19 protein-coding genes are annotated in these 16696 nt (G+C 62.8%); 10 read left to right on the top strand and 9 right to left on the bottom strand.

Annotated elements, in window-relative coordinates; translation table 11 throughout:
- Positions 1–24 precede the first annotated feature (24 nt).
- From RA302_RS25775 to RA302_RS25760, 4 genes are all read left to right on the top strand, one after another.
- Entirely contained in the window at positions 25–663 is a 639-nt protein-coding gene (locus RA302_RS25775) for a DUF2461 domain-containing protein (protein WP_003939783.1), read from the top strand.
- 428 nt (positions 664–1091) lie between these two features.
- On the top strand, positions 1092–2084 hold the full coding sequence (locus tag RA302_RS25770; RefSeq protein WP_030536543.1) for an ABC transporter substrate-binding protein: 993 nt from the start codon (positions 1092–1094) through the stop codon (positions 2082–2084).
- A gap of 83 nt (positions 2085–2167) precedes the next feature.
- Positions 2168–2953: an alpha/beta hydrolase gene (locus RA302_RS25765; RefSeq protein ID WP_030536544.1), complete on the top strand. Its 786-nt coding sequence runs from the start codon at positions 2168–2170 to the stop codon at positions 2951–2953.
- 70 nt (positions 2954–3023) lie between these two features.
- Entirely contained in the window at positions 3024–3752 is a 729-nt protein-coding gene (locus RA302_RS25760; RefSeq protein ID WP_030536545.1) for a Clp protease N-terminal domain-containing protein, read from the top strand.
- Positions 3753–3821: 69 nt separating this feature from the next.
- Here the strand turns inward: RA302_RS25760 and RA302_RS25755 are convergent, their stop codons facing one another.
- A complete protein-coding gene (locus RA302_RS25755) occupies positions 3822–4025 on the bottom strand; it encodes a cold-shock protein (RefSeq protein ID WP_003939930.1) in 204 nt (67 codons plus the stop codon).
- A 346-nt stretch (positions 4026–4371) separates the two neighbouring features.
- Between RA302_RS25755 and RA302_RS25750 the strand changes: the two genes are divergently transcribed.
- Together RA302_RS25750 and RA302_RS25745 are read left to right on the top strand one after the other, a co-directional pair.
- Positions 4372–5421, top strand: a complete 1050-nt coding sequence (locus RA302_RS25750) for an ABC transporter substrate-binding protein (RefSeq protein WP_238054085.1) — start codon at positions 4372–4374, stop codon at positions 5419–5421.
- Between the two features lie 46 nt (positions 5422–5467).
- Complete coding sequence (locus RA302_RS25745) at positions 5468–6187, top strand: dienelactone hydrolase family protein (protein WP_030536547.1); 720 nt, start codon at positions 5468–5470, stop codon at positions 6185–6187.
- Here RA302_RS25745 and RA302_RS25740 read toward each other — a convergent pair whose 3' ends face one another.
- Positions 6188–6913: an SDR family oxidoreductase gene (locus tag RA302_RS25740; protein WP_030536548.1), complete on the bottom strand. Its 726-nt coding sequence runs from the start codon at positions 6911–6913 to the stop codon at positions 6188–6190.
- A gap of 72 nt (positions 6914–6985) precedes the next feature.
- Between RA302_RS25740 and RA302_RS25735 the strand changes: the two genes are divergently transcribed.
- The gene (locus RA302_RS25735) at positions 6986–7525 is read left to right on the top strand and encodes a MarR family transcriptional regulator (protein ID WP_230587576.1); all 540 of its coding nucleotides are present in this window, start codon (positions 6986–6988) and stop codon (positions 7523–7525) included.
- On the opposite strand, the gene RA302_RS25730 is transcribed toward RA302_RS25735, so the two are convergent.
- The 6 genes from RA302_RS25730 to pcaH are packed head-to-tail and all read right to left on the bottom strand — an operon-like array spanning position 7526 to position 13454.
- Positions 7526–8737: an acetyl-CoA C-acetyltransferase gene (locus tag RA302_RS25730; protein WP_030536550.1), complete on the bottom strand. Its 1212-nt coding sequence runs from the start codon at positions 8735–8737 to the stop codon at positions 7526–7528.
- 24 nt (positions 8738–8761) lie between these two features.
- Positions 8762–9586 carry an IclR family transcriptional regulator C-terminal domain-containing protein gene (locus RA302_RS25725; protein ID WP_007730008.1) on the bottom strand — a complete coding sequence of 275 codons (825 nt, stop codon included), beginning with the start codon at positions 9584–9586 and terminating at the stop codon, positions 8762–8764.
- Complete coding sequence (pcaD, locus tag RA302_RS25720; RefSeq protein WP_030536551.1) at positions 9583–10764, bottom strand: 3-oxoadipate enol-lactonase; 1182 nt, start codon at positions 10762–10764, stop codon at positions 9583–9585. The genes RA302_RS25725 and pcaD overlap by 4 nt, the downstream gene beginning before the upstream one ends.
- Positions 10761–12089, bottom strand: a complete 1329-nt coding sequence (gene pcaB / locus RA302_RS25715; RefSeq protein ID WP_030536552.1) for a 3-carboxy-cis,cis-muconate cycloisomerase — start codon at positions 12087–12089, stop codon at positions 10761–10763. Before pcaB ends, pcaD begins: the two co-directional genes overlap by 4 nt.
- Before the next feature lie 11 nt (positions 12090–12100).
- Positions 12101–12742: a protocatechuate 3,4-dioxygenase subunit alpha gene (gene pcaG, locus RA302_RS25710; RefSeq protein WP_030536553.1), complete on the bottom strand. Its 642-nt coding sequence runs from the start codon at positions 12740–12742 to the stop codon at positions 12101–12103.
- Positions 12735–13454, bottom strand: coding sequence for a protocatechuate 3,4-dioxygenase subunit beta (gene pcaH, locus RA302_RS25705; RefSeq protein ID WP_007730015.1), 720 nt, complete (start codon positions 13452–13454; stop codon positions 12735–12737). Before pcaH ends, pcaG begins: the two co-directional genes overlap by 8 nt.
- A 170-nt stretch (positions 13455–13624) precedes the next feature.
- Here pcaH and RA302_RS25700 point away from each other — a divergent pair, with 170 nt between their 5' ends.
- Both RA302_RS25700 and RA302_RS25695 read left to right on the top strand, forming a co-directional pair.
- On the top strand, positions 13625–14371 hold the full coding sequence (locus RA302_RS25700) for a CoA transferase subunit A (protein WP_030536554.1): 747 nt from the start codon (positions 13625–13627) through the stop codon (positions 14369–14371).
- The gene (locus RA302_RS25695) at positions 14368–15015 is read left to right on the top strand and encodes a CoA transferase subunit B (protein WP_030536555.1); all 648 of its coding nucleotides are present in this window, start codon (positions 14368–14370) and stop codon (positions 15013–15015) included. Before RA302_RS25700 ends, RA302_RS25695 begins: the two co-directional genes overlap by 4 nt.
- 63 nt (positions 15016–15078) lie before the next feature.
- On the opposite strand, the gene RA302_RS25690 is transcribed toward RA302_RS25695, so the two are convergent.
- A complete protein-coding gene (locus tag RA302_RS25690; protein ID WP_030536556.1) occupies positions 15079–15957 on the bottom strand; it encodes an AraC family transcriptional regulator in 879 nt (292 codons plus the stop codon).
- 154 nt (positions 15958–16111) lie between these two features.
- On the opposite strand from RA302_RS25690, the gene RA302_RS25685 reads away from it, so the two are divergent.
- Complete coding sequence (locus RA302_RS25685; RefSeq protein ID WP_003940498.1) at positions 16112–16684, top strand: peroxidase-related enzyme; 573 nt, start codon at positions 16112–16114, stop codon at positions 16682–16684.
- Positions 16685–16696: the final 12 nt, after the last annotated feature.

Raw genomic sequence — 16696 nt, 5'->3', positions numbered from 1 at the left:
CGAACAGGCAGCTAGGCTTACGTCATGGCTGCGTTCACTGGCATACCCGTTGCTGCACTCGATTTCTACGAAGACCTGGAAGCCGACAACAGCAAGACCTGGTGGGCAGCGCACAAGGAGACGTACGACGAAGTGGTTCGTCGTCCGATGGCGTCGTTGACCGCGGCGTTGGAGGACGAATTCGGCACGGCCAAGCTCTTTCGGCCGTATCGTGACGTTCGATTCTCGAAGGACAAGATCCCGTACAAGACGCACCAGGGAGCGTTCGTCGGTCTCGCCGAGAGCTGTGGCTACTACGTGCAGATCGACGCGGCAGGGTTGATGGTGGCCGGTGGTTTCTACGCCAGCAGTTCGGAGACCATCGCGCGTTATCGTGCGGCTGTCGACGACGACGTTCGAGGGCCGGAGCTCGAGAAGATCCTGGCCTCCGTCGAGAAGGCCGGATTCACGATCGGCGGCGACAAGCTCAAGACGGCGCCTCGCGGATACACGGTCGATCACCCGCGGATCGAATTGCTGCGTCACAAGTCGCTGACTGCTGGTCGTAGTTACCCAAGCCCGTCGTGGCTGGACAGCGCCAGGACATTGAAGGAAGTTCGCACAGCGTGGCGCGCACTGACGCCTTTGGTCGAATGGTCCGGACAGGTGCTCGGACCGAACTGACCGTCCGACAGAAAAGTGTGACGTAGCCGTAGGAGAGTTCACCTCGAGTTCATCAAAACTCGAGACGCCTGGGGCTAGCGTGGTGTGTGTAACCGAAAGTTTCGGCCCCGCTTCGAGTCGCAGCGCCGCAGTTCGAAGCCATTTTCTCTCGATCGACATCGTGAACAACCCGTGTCAGTGGAGACCATCATGGCTATGTTTCTCGCTCTCGTCCTGATCATCTCGGTCCTCGGAATCGTCGGCACCTACCTCGCGTTCAGTGCGGTCTACTTCGTCGAGATGCGCAAACTCGACAAGTAAGGGGTGCGAATTGGCCTGATTCGACTATTTCTGGGCCGATCGCGACGACCCTCCCTGCGTACGCTGTTAGGGCATCCTTATCCGCTCGCAACAGTGGATGATTCATTTCTTTTGGAGGTTCGACACGCATGCCCGCTCAATCCACGCTCTTGCTTCCCGAGTGCTACTCCGACAACCGCCTCGTTTCGGACCTCACACGTCGGCAGTTCGGCTTCGGTGCCGGGATCGCCGGGCTGGGCGCGTTCCTGGCGGCCTGCGGTGACAGCGGGAGCAGTTCGGGTGAAACCGAAATGCGTTCTGTGACGACACCTCTCGGAACGTACGACATTCCTGTCAATCCGAAGAGGGTTGTCGCGATCGACTCGCGGCTCGATCTGGAACCTGCTGTAGCTCTGGAACTTCCGCTCGTCGGCTACACGTACGCCCAGGCGACACCGTGGGTGCCTATCGATTCGTCGGTACCGTTCCTGTCGGAGATCCCCAACCGCGAGCAGATCTTGGCGCTCGAGCCCGACCTGATCGTGTGCCTGAACTACGAGAGCGAGTGGTGGCCGGTGGCCGAGATGTCCACCATCGCACCGGTTCTGACGACAGAGTTCACCGACGACTGGCGCACAAACCTCTCGCGGTTGTCGGGCTGGCTCGGTCGAACGGCCACACTCGATCGATTGACGCTCGACTACGACAATCTGATTTCCGACATCCGCAGTCGTCATGCCGAGAAGATTGCGTCCAAGACCGTCGCCAGTGTCTCGTTCATGCCGGACACGAACACGCTGTACGTCACGAGCATCCGTACCTCCGAGAAGGGCGACAAGCCCAGCGACATGACGCTCGGCGACATCGGTGGCAAAACCGCCACCTCGGAGGGGCTCGATCCCGAGGGCGGCGTCAGCCTCGAAGGCCTCGACGTGCTGGCCGGCGTCGACGGCTTCATGATCACCGAGAACGAGGACAGTGCGGCGTACCAGGCATTGGTGGCGAGCAAGCTGTGGCAGCGACTCCCGGCAGTGCAGGCGGGCAACGTCACCAGTCTGGGTGGCTCTACGTTCTACGGTTCGATCTACACGATTTCGTACGTGGCACAGGGTTGGGATGCCCTGTACAACAAGATCAGCTGAAGCCACTGCCGACCGGACCGATGAGTTTAGGTAACGCGGGCGGTCTAATCAGGTAGGCATTGACCAGACCTGAGGAGATCGACGTGCAAACAGAGCAATCCCCAGCGGTAGTGCAATCCCGCGACGGTACGACCATCGCATACGAACGCTCCGGTGCCGGACCAGCAGTGGTCCTGGTCGCCGGAGCGTTCTGCGACCGCGGATGGTTCGAATCCCTGGCTGCAGAGTTGGCGGCGGACTTCACGGTGTACTCGTACGACAGGCGCGGACGCGGGGACAGCGGTGACAGTCGCGCGTTCTCGATCGACGCCGAGGCGGAGGACTTGCGGGCGGTCGTCGCTGCCACCGGTGAAACACCGCTCGTTTACGGATTGTCGTCGGGTGCCGCGCTGGCTTTGGAGGCCGCTGCGCAGGCCGTTCCGATGCGTAAGCTCGCCGTCTACGAGGCGCCGTACATGGACGACGACCAGCGTGACGAGACTGCCCAAAGTGACCTGGAGCGATTGATTGCGGGCGGCGACAGGGAAGGTGCTGTGACGCGTTTTCTGGATCTGACCGGTGCATCCGCGGAGATGGTCGACGAGATCAAGCGGAGTGCCGATTGGCCCGACATGTGCGCCATCGCGCACACCTTGCCTTACGACGTCGCTGTGTGTGATCACGGCTGTCAGTCGCTCGACTGGCTTGCCTCCATTACCGTCCCCACGTTGGTCATGTACGGCGGTGACAGTGGTCAATGGGCACCTGCCTCGGCGACGAGAATCGCTGCAAAAGTCTCGGGGACAAAGACTTTGGAGATCCCCGGTCAGGGCCACGGCGTCGCCGACGACGCTATTGTCCCGGCTCTGCGTGAATTCTTTTCCGGCTGAGCACTGGGCGGCGAAGACGATCGTCAACCTAGGGTTGACGTTTTCGATCGCGTCAACCTATGGTTGACGCATGAGCAAACCAGTGGAAATGACCAACAAGGTTCGACTCGACGACCTCATCGACGCGATCAAGAAGGTGCACACCGACGCGCTCGACCAACTTTCCGACGCCGTGATTGCCGCTGATCATCTCGGTGAAGTTGCAGATCACCTGATCGGCCACTTCGTCGACCAGGCGCGTAGGTCGGGAGCGTCGTGGACGGAGATCGGCGCGAGCATGGGTGTCTCGAAGCAGGCTGCGCAGAAGCGTTTTGTTCCCAAGGCGCCGAGTGATCAGAAGCCGATGGATCCGAACGAAGGGTTCAACCGGTTCACTCCCCGGGCGAAGAACGTCGTCATGGCCTCGCAGAACGAAGCCCGCGCCGCCGGTAACGCAGAGATCCAGCCGGAGCACCTCCTCCTGGGGCTCGTCGAGGAGCCTGCCGGGTTGGCTGCGAAGGCGATAGTGGCGCAGGGGGTGGAGCTCGGATCCGTCCGAGCTGCAGTGGCCGGTGTACTACCGGCTCCGACTTCCGAACTACCAGAACTCATTCCGTACGACGCTCGTGCGCGCAAGGTCCTGGAACTGACGTTCCGTGAGGCTCTTCGCCTGGGCCACAACTACATCGGAACCGAGCACATCCTGCTCGCGCTGCTCGAACTCGAAGACGGATCAGGTGTTCTGGCTGATCTCGGAATCTCGAAGTCGGTGGCGGAGTCGAACATCGTTGGAGCGTTGGCCGTCATTCAGGATCAGTGATTCAGAGGTGAATCCGATGCAGAAGAGGGCCGCACCCTTGCGGGTGCGGCCCTCTTCTTGTGTCACTGATCAGACAGCGCGCACATTGGTGGCCTGAGGACCCTTCTGGCCCTGGCCAACCTCGAACTCCACACGCTGGTTCTCGTCGAGCGACTTGTAGCCGTTGCCCGAGATTTCAGAGTAATGAACGAACACGTCCGGTGTTCCGTCGTCGGGAGCGATGAAACCAAAGCCCTTTTCGCCGTTGAACCACTTCACGATGCCCTGTGCCATACCGATACTCCCTACAAACTCGATCCGGGCCCTCACATCGAAGTCCCGATCTCGATATATCTATCCTCCCACGCCGCGCAAGTCGAACGGTGGGCGACGTGCAAAAGACGGTAATTCGGAAGCTTTCGAGGAGGGAATGGCAACTGATCTTCGACTGATTTTCGACGCTGGAGCGACCCGATCGCAGAAGGCAGGGACTGGTGGCTCGCCCAACTGCCTGCGGTGATAGATCAGCGGGAATGTACTTGTCCGCTCGAGAACGGTCCATTTTTATCGCTCCGATCTCTCGGAATCGCAAACGTAGGAACCCTATGGAAGATGAGGGTGGGCTAACCTCTCTTTCGCTGTGCCCTCGGCGCGCGCAGCAGTCGCCGAGAAGGAGAGTGCATACATGTACGGAACGATTTGTGAATCCACGACGTCTGAACTTGTGGACCAGCTCAGTCGCCGCGGGTTCTTCGGGGTCGGCGCACTGGCGGCGGCCGCCATCCTTGCGGGGTGTTCGACTACATCAGATGCTTCTGATGCCGGCGAACAACGTGAGGTGATCAATGCGCTCGGAACCACCACGATCTCGGGAAAGCCGGAAAGGATCGTTGTTGCCAGCGACTTCACGGATCTGGAATTCCTGCTCTCGCTCGGCGTTCACCCAGTCGCCTACGGCAACACAGGTGCGTGGGACCGCGGTTCACTGCCTTGGCAGAGCACCGCGGGAATAGCCGACCTCGAAAGCTTCGGCACCACAGGCGAAATCAACCCGGAAATCATCGCGCGCTACTCGCCGGACCTCATCATCGGAATGAAGACTTATCTCGAACCTGCAGCCGAGAGGCTCAGTCAGATCGCTCCGGTCATTGCGCTGGACTGGACCACCTCGTGGCGTGACGGCGTCGCCATGGTCGGGCAGGCAGCTTTTGTCGACGAGGCTGCTGCTGCAGCGATCGCCCGGACCGACGCTCTGATCTCCGACACCGCAGCTTCCCTGAACGGCTTGGGTGGCAAGACGATCATGATCGGCTCGATGTACGGCGATCAGTTGTATGTGCAGGGGGATGCCAGTGCGCCCGGGGTTCTGCTGCGCGAACTCGGACTCGACTATCGCGGATACAACGCCGAGCAGATGACTGCGCTGTCGATGGAGCAGGCGGAGGTACTCGCACCCGCAGACATTTTGCTCAGCCTCGCTTCTGATCAGGAAGCGACGACGAGGTTGGAGAACTTCGCAGTTTTCCAGAACCTCCCCGCGGTGAAGGCGCGATCCTATGCGCCGGTCGAACTTCTGCTCTCGAATGCCTTTGTCGATAATTTCGGTCCACTGAGCGCGCCGTACGCCTTGCCGCAGCTCGCCGGGGTCTTGACCGGGCTTGCGGCGGGCCAGGGAAAACAGCTCCCCTGACCTCGCTTCCGAGCCTATTGACGCCGCGTCGGCCTAGCATCGAAACATGGTGGACATAGATCTGACGGGCCGCGCCGCAGTAGTCGGCGGATCACAACCGCTGCGAGCGATACTCGAAACCCCCACTACCCCCGGCCCGTGGCCGGGGGTAGTGATGATTCACGAGGCCTTCGGGCTCGAGGAGGTGATGCAGCGGCAAGCCAAGCGGCTGGCCGCTGCGGGATTCCTGACGCTCGCTGTCGACCTCTACAGCGCGGGCGGGGCGAAGCGGTGCCTAGTGCCCACCATGACGTCGATGCTTCGAGGACACGGCAAGGCGTTCACCGACATCGAAGTCGCTCGCAGTTGGCTGGTGGAATCCCCGGACTGCACCGGAAAGATCGGTGTCATCGGATTCTGCATGGGCGGCGGCTTCGCGATGGTCAGCGCCGGAGATTTCGACGCTGCCTCGGTCAATTACGGTCAGCTTCCACGCAAACTCGATGAGGCCGTGGTGGATGCGTGCCCGATCGTCGGGAGTTTCGGAGGCAAGGACTTTTCGCTCCGGGGCGCGGCAGCGAAGCTGGAGACGGCGCTCAGCAATGCCGGTATCGAGAACGACGTCAAGGAGTACCCCACCGCCGGCCACGCGTTCCTCAACGACGCGGAGGCCGGACCCAAGGTGCTTCGTCCTTTGGAGCGCATCCTCGGAATCGGTCCCGATCCTGTTGCAGCGCAGGATGCCTGGAAGCGAATCGACTCGTTCTTCGAGCGCCACCTGGCGTGATCAGCGACTGGTTCTCTCACCGCCGTTGACTGCCAATACCTGACCGGTGATCTGCCGGGCACCCGGTGAGGCCAAGAAATGGACGGCTGATGCGATGTCGTCCGGGGTTCCGGCGCGCTTGGTGCTGGTGGATTCGATCAGCATCGCGCGACGCTCGTCCGTCAGAAAGTCCCGGAAGAACTCGGTGTCGGCGATGTAACCGGGGGAGACGATGTTCGCCGTGATGCCTTCTGGGCCCAGTTCGGCGGCCAGATCGACATTCCACGTCGCAACTGCTGCTTTGGCAGCGCCGTACGCTCCAGCGCCCTTGTCGGCGGCAATCGATCCGATGGTGATGACGGCACCGCCACTGGGGATTCGATCTCGAACTGCTGCTGTGGTCAACACTGCCGAGATCAGATTGGAGTCCAGATTGGCCCGCCACCCGGCGGCCAGGGATTCCAGATCTGACGGCGCTTCGCGATCGAAGTCCGTGTTACCGCCGGCGCAGTGCACCACGACGTCGATGGTTCCCGGAAGTGAATCCTGCAGCCGCTTCAGGTCTTTCGGGTCGGAGTTGTCACACGTCAAGGCGTGAACATTATCGCCCAACTCCTCCGCGGTCTTTTCGAGTGGTTCCGTGCGTCGGCCGGTGACAAAAACGGTGTCTCCGTCTCGGGCGAACGCCGCTGCAACTGCGCGCCCGATCCCTGTTCCGCCGCCGGTTACCAGAACTGTGCGTGTCATGCCTACCTCCGTGAGCTACGTTTAGACCTATACGAAGAACGTATCATTTAGAGCTAAACGAGGTGTGCAGTGGTGGGCGACTACAACCCGGACGACGCGGTGGACGCGGTTGCCTTGGCGTGGCTTCGCGAAAGGCCGGGCACGCCCGTGGAGGGTATCGGCATCGTCACCAGGCTGTGGATGTGCGCCAAGCTGCTCGGTGAGGATCGCCGACGGGTACTCGCCTCGGCCGGTGCGGACACCGCGACTCTGGACCTGCTCAGTGTCCTGCGGCGATCCGGCGAGCCGTATCAGTTGACGACTCGCCAGATCACCGAGCAGACCGGAGTCACGGCCGGTGCGATCTCGCAGCGACTCGCGCGCGCGGAGAACGCGGGTCTGGTGGAGAGGTCTTCCGCCGCGGAAGGGTCACGAATAGTGCTCGTGACCCTCACTGCCGCCGGTCACGAACTGGTGGAGCAATTGGTGGACCGAGTTCTCGGCCGTGAAGCCGCACTGACGTCGATTCTCACCGAGCAGCAGCAGGCCGAACTCACCGAACTGCTGCGTGTCTTTCTCGACGGCCTACGCGGCGAACTCGGTGACTCCGGCGTCGCGCACGTCGGGGCTTGATCAGGACAGGCGCTCGAAGACCGCAGCCAGGCCCTGCCCGCCGCCGATGCACATCGTCTCGAGGCCGTAACGCGCTTCGCGACGGTCCATCTCGCGCAACAGGGTGGCCAGGATTCGTCCACCCGTGGCACCGACCGGATGTCCGAGGGAGATGCCGGAGCCGTTGGGGTTGATGCGTGGGTCGTCGGCCTCGAGATTCCAGCTCTGCAGGACTGCAAGTGCTTGTGCCGCAAAGGCTTCGTTGAGTTCGATGACGTCCATGTCCGCCAGGGTCAATCCGAGGCGGCCGAGTGCCTTCTCCGACGCCGGTACGGGGCCGATGCCCATGGTGCGCGGCGGAACGCCCGCAACGCTCCAACTCGCGAGGCGTGCGAGCGGTCGCAGTCCGAGGGTACGAGCTTTGTCGGCGGTGGTGACGATCGCCAGTGCTGCGCCGTCGTTCTGCCCGCTGGCATTACCTGCAGTCACGGTGGAGTCCGGGTCGATCTTTGCGCGCATGGGACGAAGGCGCGCAAGCGATTCCATCGAGGTGTCGGCGCGTGGATGCTCGTCGGTGTCGACGAGCAGGGCCTCGCCCTTGCGCTGCGGAACGGATACCGGAACGATTTCCTCGGCGAAGACGCCGTTCTTCTGTGCTGCGACGGCACGCTGATGGGACTGAACCGCGAGTGCATCCTGATCCTCGCGGCTGATGGAGAACTCGGCGCGCAGGTTCTCTGCCGTTTCGATCATTCCGCCGGGAACCGGGAAGTCACGTCCGCCGGCTGTGACGCGGGCGCGCGCGAGACGATCGCTGAGCGCAACTCCTTCACCCTTGACGCCCCAACGCATTCCGGTTGCGTAGAACTCGGCCTGGCTCATCGACTCGGCACCGCCGGCGAGGACCAGGTCACTGCCACCGGACTGAACCTGCATGACGGCCTGGATGACTGCCTGTAATCCCGACCCGCACCGGCGATCCACCTGCATGCCGGGAACATCGATGCCCAGACCCGCGTTGAGCGCCGCGATGCGTCCGATCGCCGGAGCCTCACCGTTCGGCGAAGCCTGGCCGAGAATGACGTCGTCGATCTCCGCGCCGGAAATGCCGGTACGCGTGACGAGTTCGGTGATCAGCGTCGAGGCGAGATCTTCCGGGGCTACGTCACGGAAGACACCGCCGAAGCGGCCGACAGGGGTACGGAGCGGTTCACAGATGACAACGTCAGGCATTGGTTCTTCCTTGGGTCTGCTCGGTCAGCGGGTGGCAGCCGAGTGATTGTTGGACGACTGAGTACGTCCGAGATCGACGGAGATGGCGTCCGCGGTGGCGACTGCGGCCGGAACCAGTTCACCGCGAACAGCTTCGGCGCTGTAGCGGGCGGCTTGGGTGGAGATGTTGACGGCCGCGACCACGTCACCGGTCGCGTCCCGGATGGGTGCGGCGAGCGAGCGCAGACCCTCTTCGAGTTCCTGATCGACAATCGCGAACCCGTCGGCGCGAATCTTCTCGAGTTCGGCACGCAGTCCGTCGGCGGTGGAGATGGTCTTGCCGGTCAGGCGGGCGAAGGACACTCGGGCGAGGTAGGCGTCCAGTGCGTCGTCCGGCAAGCCGGCGAGCAGAACTCGACCCATGGATGTGGCGTACGCGGGAAAGCGCGTGCCGATGGTGATGGACACCGTCATGATGCGGCTGACCGGAACACGAGCCACGTACACGACGTCGTCACCGTCGAGGATCGACACGGACGTGGATTCACGGACCTTGGCGGACAAGGCTTCCAGATGCGGCCCGGCGATCTCGGGAAGGGACAGACTGGAGAGGTAGCTGTAGCCGAGTTCGAGGACACGGGGCGTCAACCAGAACACCGAACCGTCAGTACGTACGTATTCGAGTTCGACGAGCGTGAGTAGGAAGCGGCGAGCAGTCGCACGCGTGAGATCGGTGTGCCGGGCAACCTCGCTGAGGGTGCGACGCGGGTGCTCACCGTCGAAAGCCTTGATGACGGAAAGCCCACGGGCCAGCGACTGCACGTAGTCCGGGGACGGTCCCGGCGCCTGCTCGCTGCTGTTCTCACTCATGTTGTCTCGTTCTCCTCAGGTTCGGCCGAGAGGTCCGCGAGTGCTTGCTTTCCCAGCGCAAAAGCCAAGTTGCTGTTCGGCACACCCGCATAGACCGCGGTATGGAGAAATACTTCCACGAGTTCGTCGGGATCGATCCCGGCACGCAGCGCAGCGCGAATGTGCATGTCGAGTTCGTGTTCGTTGCCGACGGCAGTGAGGATCGCGAGAGTGAGGAGCCTGCGGGTGTGGTGATCGAGGCCGGGGCGCGACCAGATGTCACCCCACGCCGTGCGAGTGATGAAGTCCTGGAAAGGGGCGGTGAACTCGGTGGCACCGGCAATGGAACGGTCGACGTGGGCGTCGCCGAGCACCTGGCGTCGTACGGTCATGCCGGCCGACACGGCGGCGCTACGTTGGGCGAGCACAGATGTGTGCGAGGCAATATGCGTTGCAAGTAGTTTGGTGACGCGCCCGGCTTGTTCGACGTTGGCCAGGTGTGCGCCCGGATCGACCACGTGCAGTACCGCATCGGCGATGCCGTCGGCGATCGCGCTCAACGTCGACGGAGGCGTCGCCGGATCCTGCTCGCCTGCGACGAGGAGCGTCGGAGCGACGATGCGGGCCAGGTCGTTGCGGCCGTCCCACGTCGAAAGCGCCTCGCAGCAGGCGGCATAGCCCTCGTCGGGTGTGGCTTCGACCATCGCGACGTGGCGGGCGACAAGCTCCGGATCATTCTCGGCCAGTCCCGGCGTGAACCAGCGTCCGACGACGGCGGCCGCGATTGACGCGATACCGTCCGCACGGACAGCCCGAGCACGATCGATCCACGGCTGAGCCGGGGCGAACTGCGAGGACGTGCACATCAAGGTCAACGTCTCGACGCGAGTGGGGTGGTGTGCGGCGATCCACTGGCTGACAGCGCCGCCGAGGGAGAGCCCGACGAGATGTACGGACTCGAGTTCGAGCGAATCGAGGAGAACGATGACATCGCCGGCAAGATCGGCAATGGAGTAGGGGCCGGCGGGAACCGGCGACTTGCCATGGCCGCGATGGTCGACGGCGATGACGCGGTACCGATTCGACAGCGCGTGAATCTGCGGCTGCCACATGGACAGATCGGATCCGAGTGAACCCAGGAGAACCACTGCCGGGGCATCGAGATTGCCGGTCTGTTGAAAGTTGAGCGCGACGCTCATCGAGATCCTCCTGTGGGGCGTTCGGCGAGGGCGCGGTCGACCAGATCGGTGGCGTGGCCCAGATAGTGTGCGGGGTCGAGTAGTTCGGCGATCTCGGTTTCGCTCAGGTGCTCTGCGATGGCGGGATCACGATCCAATCTGGTTCCGGAAGTGGCTGCCGCGGTGACGATGTCGCGCGCTCGATCAGTGTGTGCGGACAGGGCCTTGGTGACACGCTCGGCGAGAATCAGGCCACCGGTGATGTCGAGATTGCGAGCCATCGACTCGGTGTGTACTTGCAGGCCGGTGAGGCTCACGGAAAGCTGGTGCGCCGCTCCGCCTGCCAGACGCAGGAGATCGGTGACGGTTTCCCACTCGGCGTGCCAGGGGCCTGCAGCGCGGGCGAATTCGTGATCCATGTTAGACAGGGCTGTGGCGACCAGTGCGGGAGCACGTCGCGCTGCTGCGCGGGCGGTGATGGCCGCGACGGGATTCTGCTTGTGCGGCATGGCCGATGAGCCGCCCGGAGCGCTTTCGGCGACCTCGGAGAGTTCGGTGGACGCCATGACGGTGATGTCGGTGGCGGGCTTGGAAACGGCGCCGGCGACGATACCGAGCGTGGTCGCGAGTTCTGCGATGGTCACGCGGTCGGTGTGCCAGGGAGCAACCTGCCTGGCCAGGCCGAGTTCGTCTGCCAGTGCATCGGCGATCCTGAGCCCGTCGGGATACAACGCAGCGAGTGTGCCTGCGGCGCCGCCGAATTGAACCGGCAACGTGGACAGCACGATCTCGAGGCGAATCGCTGCGGCGTCGAGTGCAGTGAACCAACTCGATGCCAGTAGCCCGAAGGTGGTCGGAAGTGCCTGCTGGCCCAGAGTTCTCGCGACCATCGGAGTGGAGCGATGGAGGCGGGCGAGGTGGGCGGCGGAATCGGCGGCGCGGGTCAGGTCGGCCAGAACCACCGCGCCCGCGCGTCGCGTCAACAGCATCAGCGCACAGTCCATGATGTCCTGACTGGTGGCGCCCGGGTGCACCACGGAGGCAGGCACACCCTCCTGTCCGACCCTTTCGCGCAGCATCTTCACCAGCGGAATGACGGGATTTCCGCCGGCGGCCGACGCGCGGCCGAGCGCCACGATGTCCAGACCGCCCGGTTGTGAGAGTTCGGCCGCGGCAGCAGCCACCGCGGCGCAATGTTCCCCGTCCGCCAATCCGACGGTGGCCATCGCACAACTCAGTGCGGCCTCCACGTCGAGCAACGCGGTGACCCACGCCTGGTCGGACAGGTGCTCCGATACGCGGGTGGCCCCGAACACCGGGTCGAACAGTGCGCCGCGAGTGGGCATGTGTACTCCTCTTACAGTTCGAAGAAGGGCGTCTCGACGCCGTTCGCGTCCTCGTCCTGAACATAGACCGTCCAGGAGTACCCACCGTCGACCTTGGTTGCAACCAACTTCGCGCGTTCGGTTTCGCTCAGTGAGGACAGCACCGGATCTGTTGCGTGTGCGTCGGCGTCTTCGGGGAAGTACAAGCGGGTGACCAGGCGGTCGAGCATGCCGCGAGCGAAGACCGACACGTTCACGTGTGGGGCCTCGTCCGCATCCGTTTCAGTGGGCTGCGCACCGGGCTTGACAGTGTGGACCAGTGCAGTGCCCGTGGGATCCGCTGCGCTGCGGGCGAATCCGCGAAAACCAGCCGGAGTGAGCTCCACTGCGCCACGGGGATCGTCCGGGTGGTTGAAGCGTCCGAGCGTATCGGCCTGCCATGTTTCGATCATCGCGTCGGCGACGGGTGTGCGGGCGCCGTCGATCACCGTGATGGCCAGCGTGATTCGTCCGGGGGTATCGCTCGGGGCAGCGTCGGGGCCGTCCGTCCAGGGGAGGCCGATGTGCCAGTACGGCCCGACGGTCTGAGAGGGCGTGACACCGAAGGGGGCAGTGGTGAAGTCGCCGGGTACGACCGGATAAGTGGGTGCGGGCTTCGCGGTGTGATCAGTCATCGTGGTCTTCCTCGTTCTCGAATACGGAGGCGTTACGGCCGCGCAGGACGATGTCGAAGCGGAACCCGAGAGCCCAGTTGGGGACTGTGGCGTCGTAGTCGAAGACGCTGACCATGCGGTGACGTGCTGCTTCGGGTACCGCGTTGTAGATCGGGTCCTGGAAGAACATCGGATCGTCGGGGAAGTACATCTGCGTCACGAGGCGCTGCGTGAATGCCGTGCCGAACAGCGAGAAATGGATGTGGGCCGGTCGCCATGCGTTGTCGTGGTTCATCCACGGGTAGGCGCCCGGCTTGATCGTGGTGAAGCTGTAGTGGCCGTTCGCGTCGGTGACGCAGCGACCCAGGCCGTTGAAGAACGGATCCAGCGGCGCGGGCCAGTTGTCGCCGGTGTGGCGGTAGCGTCCACCGGCGTTGGCCTGCCACACCTCGAGCAGTGTGTGGGGGACGGGTTTTCCGTCGCCGTCGAGTACGCGGCCGTGAACGACGATGCGCTGTCCCTGTGCTTCGCCGCCGTTGGCAATGGTCAGGTCGTTTTCGCCGGCGCCGACGCGATCTTCGCCGAATACCGGCCCGGTGAGCTCCGTGAGGCGCTGGGGGAGCAGCTTCAGCGGTTGCTTCGGGTGGCGAAGAGAAGTGGTCTTGTAGTCCGCGAAATCGGCCGGGGCGTTGACGCCAGTCGGCCGCTGGTACCTCGGCGGTAGATGCAGCATAGGGAACCTCGTCGTTCGGTTACGTGAAGGTGTTCGCAATGTGTACATGTGTTGCGCTCTGCGAACAGAATAGTTCGTGGATGTGACCCAGGCAATGCCGGGGCGAAAAATGTTCGTGATGCGCACGGGGGTTCACAATACGTACGCGCCGCGCTACTGTGATCGACATGATGGACAAAGTCATTCCCACTGCTGCCGAGGCCGTCGCCGACGTGCCGGACGGCGTCACGATCGCTGTCGGAGGTTTCGGGCTCGTCGGAGTGCCGGAAATCCTCATCGATGCGCTCCTCGAGCAGGGCGCGACATCACTCGAAACGGTGAGCAACAACTGCGGCACCGACGGGTTCGGGCTCGGAGTGCTTCTGGAGAAGGGGCGTATCCGTCGTACTGTCAGCTCGTACGTCGGCTCCAACAAGGAGTTCGCGCGTCAGTACCTTTCCGGTGAGCTGGAAGTCGAACTCACGCCGCAGGGCACGCTCGCCGAGCGCATGCGCGCCGGGGGAGCGGGCATCCCCGCGTTCTTCACCCCGGCCGGCGTCGGCACCCAGGTCGCCGACGGCGGCCTGCCACTGCGTTACGACGGCAGCGGCGGCATCGCAGTTGCCAGTCCGCCCAAGGAAACTCGTGACTTCGACGGCGTCACCTATGTGATGGAGCGCGGCATCGTCGCCGACTATGCACTGGTCCATGCCTGGAAAGGTGACCGGCATGGCAACCTCGTCTACCGCGCGAGTACCCAGAACTTCAATCCGGCTGCAGCAACGTCGGGGCGCATCACCATTGCGCAGGTCGAGCACCTCGTAGAGCCGGGTGAGCTCGACCCCGCCGAGATCCACACGCCGGGCATTCACGTTCAGCGTGTTGTCCACGTCGGCCCCGTGACGGTCGGCATCGAGAATCGGACGGTACGAGCATGACTTCTGTACTACCCACCAAACTCACCCGCGAAGAGATGGCGGCCCGCGTCGCGCGCGAACTCGAGGACGGGCAGTACGTGAACCTCGGCATCGGTATGCCGACGCTGGTTCCGAACTACCTCCCGACCGACATCACCGTTGTATTGCACTCGGAGAACGGCGTTCTGGGCGTGGGGCCGTACCCGACCGAGGACGAACTCGATCCCGAGCTGATCAATGCGGGCAAGGAGACCATCACCGTTCTCCCCGGTGCGTCGTTCTTCGACTCCTCAGCGTCGTTCGGCATGATCCGCGGCGGCCAGGTCGACGTTGCCGTGCTCGGTGCCATGCAGGTCAGTGCCACCGGAGACCTCGCGAACTGGATGATCCCTGGCCACATGGTCAAAGGCATGGGCGGCGCGATGGATCTGGTCCACGGCGCAAAGCGTGTCATCGTGATGATGGAGCACGTCTCGAAGAAGGGTGAGCACAAGATCGTCGAGAAGTGCTCGCTTCCGCTGACCGGTAAGGGCTGCGTCCAGCGAATCATCACCGACATGGCCGTGATCGACGTGACTGACGACGGTCTCCGCCTGGTGGAGACGGCGCCGGGCATCAGCGTCCAGGACGTGGTTGCTGCTACCGGAGCGAAACTGATTCTTTGACAGTCTGTTTCATCTGATGGCTCAGCCGCCGGGTCGTGACTTCCATCCGACCTGGCGGCTGTTTTACGCCCCGACGTCGCTCAGCTCGCTCTCGACCGGAATCCAGAGCTCGAACCGTGCGACGGTGAAATCGTCGTTGTATTCGGTACGCATGATCTCGGGACCAGGTACGGAGCGAAAAGGGTTGGCAGGGAACCATTCCGTGTAGATATCTCGCCACAAATACTGCACAGATTCGATTTCCGACCCGTCGGCGGTGAAGACGGCCCACGTGTGTGCGTCGACCGTCAGCACATCGAAACCCGTGGGTGAAGGTTTGCCGGTGACCACTCCCAGGTAGTAATCCAGTTCTGTGCCTTCGGTTCTGGGATGCGCCAAATTGTCGACGACACTGACGATTCCCGCCGGGTCCTGATCGGAGAGCTCGCGCAACCCTCGCAACGCAACCTTGTCCACGGAGCGGGTGAAATCTTCGATCGCAGAATTGGGACCTTCGTGAACCAATGGAACCCGGGTCTTGAACCCGACTACCGTCAGGGCAGGTTTGTCCACAAGCATGTAGTCCATCGGTGTGGCTCCTTCCAGTGTCACGTGAATGACAAGTTTCTGTTGGGATTTGAGAACGGCGGGAGCGCGTGTGACCGCGCCGGGGCTCACGCCGTGAAATGCGGTGAACGCTCGTGTGAAGGCTTCCGCGGACGAGTAGCCGTACTTCACGGCGGTCTCCAACACTCCGGATCTGCTGACGGACAACTCGGCACCGGCCAGGGTGAGTCGACGTCGACGGATGTATTCGGATACGGGAATGCCGGCCAGGGCCGAGAACATCCTCCGAAAGTGATACTCCGAGGTGGTTGCCAGCCTTGCCATCTCGGCTGTCTCGATCTCGCCGCTCAGATTGCATTCGATGTAGTCGAGCGCGCGGTTCAGTCCGTCGATCATCGTGTCTTCCTGTTCACGGGTTTCACGCTACGCAGATCACTTGGGCCGTACCCGACTATCCGTGCCCGAAAAAGTAGGGCAGGAAATGCATCTGGACAACTCAGTTAATCATCATTATCTTGAATCGAACATCGATGGTTGACCAGGAGGCACAGTGAGCACCCGTTTTCCGCAGGCTGAATTGACCGAGGTGCCCGAGGACATCGCCGCCAAGATTCTCGAGATCCAGGAGAAGTCGGGGTTCGTGCCCAACGTCTTCCTGATGTTCGCTCGGCGCCCAGCCGAGTTCCGGGCATTCTTCGCATACCACGACGCGATCATGCTCAAGGAAGATTCCGCACTCACCAAGGGTGATCGAGAAATGATCGTCACCACGATCTCTGCGGCCAACAAATGTACGTACTGCGTTGTCGCGCACGGCGCAATTCTGCGTATCTACGAGAAGAAGCCGTTGGTTGCCGACCAGGTTGCGGTCAACTATCGCACCGCAGAGATCTCCGATCGTCAGCGCGCGATGCTCGACTTCGCCACCAAGGTGAACTCCGCCTCGCACGAAATCGCCGACGCCGACTTCGACGCCCTTCGTGTGCACGGCTTCGGCGACGAGGACGCGTGGGACATCGCCGCGATCACTGCATTCTTCGGGCTGAGCAATCGCATGGCGAGCTTCTCCGGCATGCTGCCCAATCCGGAGTTCTACCTGATGGGGCGCGTTCCGCGGTCCTGATTCCTGCGGTTA

The sequence above is a fragment of the Rhodococcus sp. DN22 genome, from assembly GCF_036669995.1.
Taxonomy (GTDB): Bacteria; Actinomycetota; Actinomycetes; order Mycobacteriales; family Mycobacteriaceae; genus Rhodococcus_F; species Rhodococcus_F erythropolis.
The sequence above is the reverse complement of the archived record's forward strand: the minus strand, read 5'-3'. Positions and strand labels throughout refer to the sequence as shown.

What these genes read in the sequence shown, in the direction of transcription:
- RA302_RS25775 (WP_003939783.1), top strand. Translation starts at nt 25, where the DNA reads ATGGCTGCGTTCACTGGCATACCCGTTGCTGCACTCGATTTCTACGAA.
- RA302_RS25770 (WP_030536543.1), top strand. Translation starts at nt 1,092, where the DNA reads ATGCCCGCTCAATCCACGCTCTTGCTTCCCGAGTGCTACTCCGACAAC.
- RA302_RS25760 (WP_030536545.1), top strand. Translation starts at nt 3,024, where the DNA reads ATGAGCAAACCAGTGGAAATGACCAACAAGGTTCGACTCGACGACCTC.
- RA302_RS25755 (WP_003939930.1), bottom strand. Translation starts at nt 4,025, where the DNA reads ATGGCACAGGGCATCGTGAAGTGGTTCAACGGCGAAAAGGGCTTTGGT.
- RA302_RS25745 (WP_030536547.1), top strand. Translation starts at nt 5,468, where the DNA reads ATGGTGGACATAGATCTGACGGGCCGCGCCGCAGTAGTCGGCGGATCA.
- RA302_RS25740 (WP_030536548.1), bottom strand. Translation starts at nt 6,913, where the DNA reads ATGACACGCACAGTTCTGGTAACCGGCGGCGGAACAGGGATCGGGCGC.
- RA302_RS25730 (WP_030536550.1), bottom strand. Translation starts at nt 8,737, where the DNA reads ATGCCTGACGTTGTCATCTGTGAACCGCTCCGTACCCCTGTCGGCCGC.
- RA302_RS25725 (WP_007730008.1), bottom strand. Translation starts at nt 9,586, where the DNA reads ATGAGTGAGAACAGCAGCGAGCAGGCGCCGGGACCGTCCCCGGACTAC.
- pcaD (WP_030536551.1), bottom strand. Translation starts at nt 10,764, where the DNA reads ATGAGCGTCGCGCTCAACTTTCAACAGACCGGCAATCTCGATGCCCCG.
- pcaB (WP_030536552.1), bottom strand. Translation starts at nt 12,089, where the DNA reads ATGCCCACTCGCGGCGCACTGTTCGACCCGGTGTTCGGGGCCACCCGC.
- pcaG (WP_030536553.1), bottom strand. Translation starts at nt 12,742, where the DNA reads ATGACTGATCACACCGCGAAGCCCGCACCCACTTATCCGGTCGTACCC.
- pcaH (WP_007730015.1), bottom strand. Translation starts at nt 13,454, where the DNA reads ATGCTGCATCTACCGCCGAGGTACCAGCGGCCGACTGGCGTCAACGCC.
- RA302_RS25700 (WP_030536554.1), top strand. Translation starts at nt 13,625, where the DNA reads ATGGACAAAGTCATTCCCACTGCTGCCGAGGCCGTCGCCGACGTGCCG.
- RA302_RS25695 (WP_030536555.1), top strand. Translation starts at nt 14,368, where the DNA reads ATGACTTCTGTACTACCCACCAAACTCACCCGCGAAGAGATGGCGGCC.
- RA302_RS25690 (WP_030536556.1), bottom strand. Translation starts at nt 15,957, where the DNA reads ATGATCGACGGACTGAACCGCGCGCTCGACTACATCGAATGCAATCTG.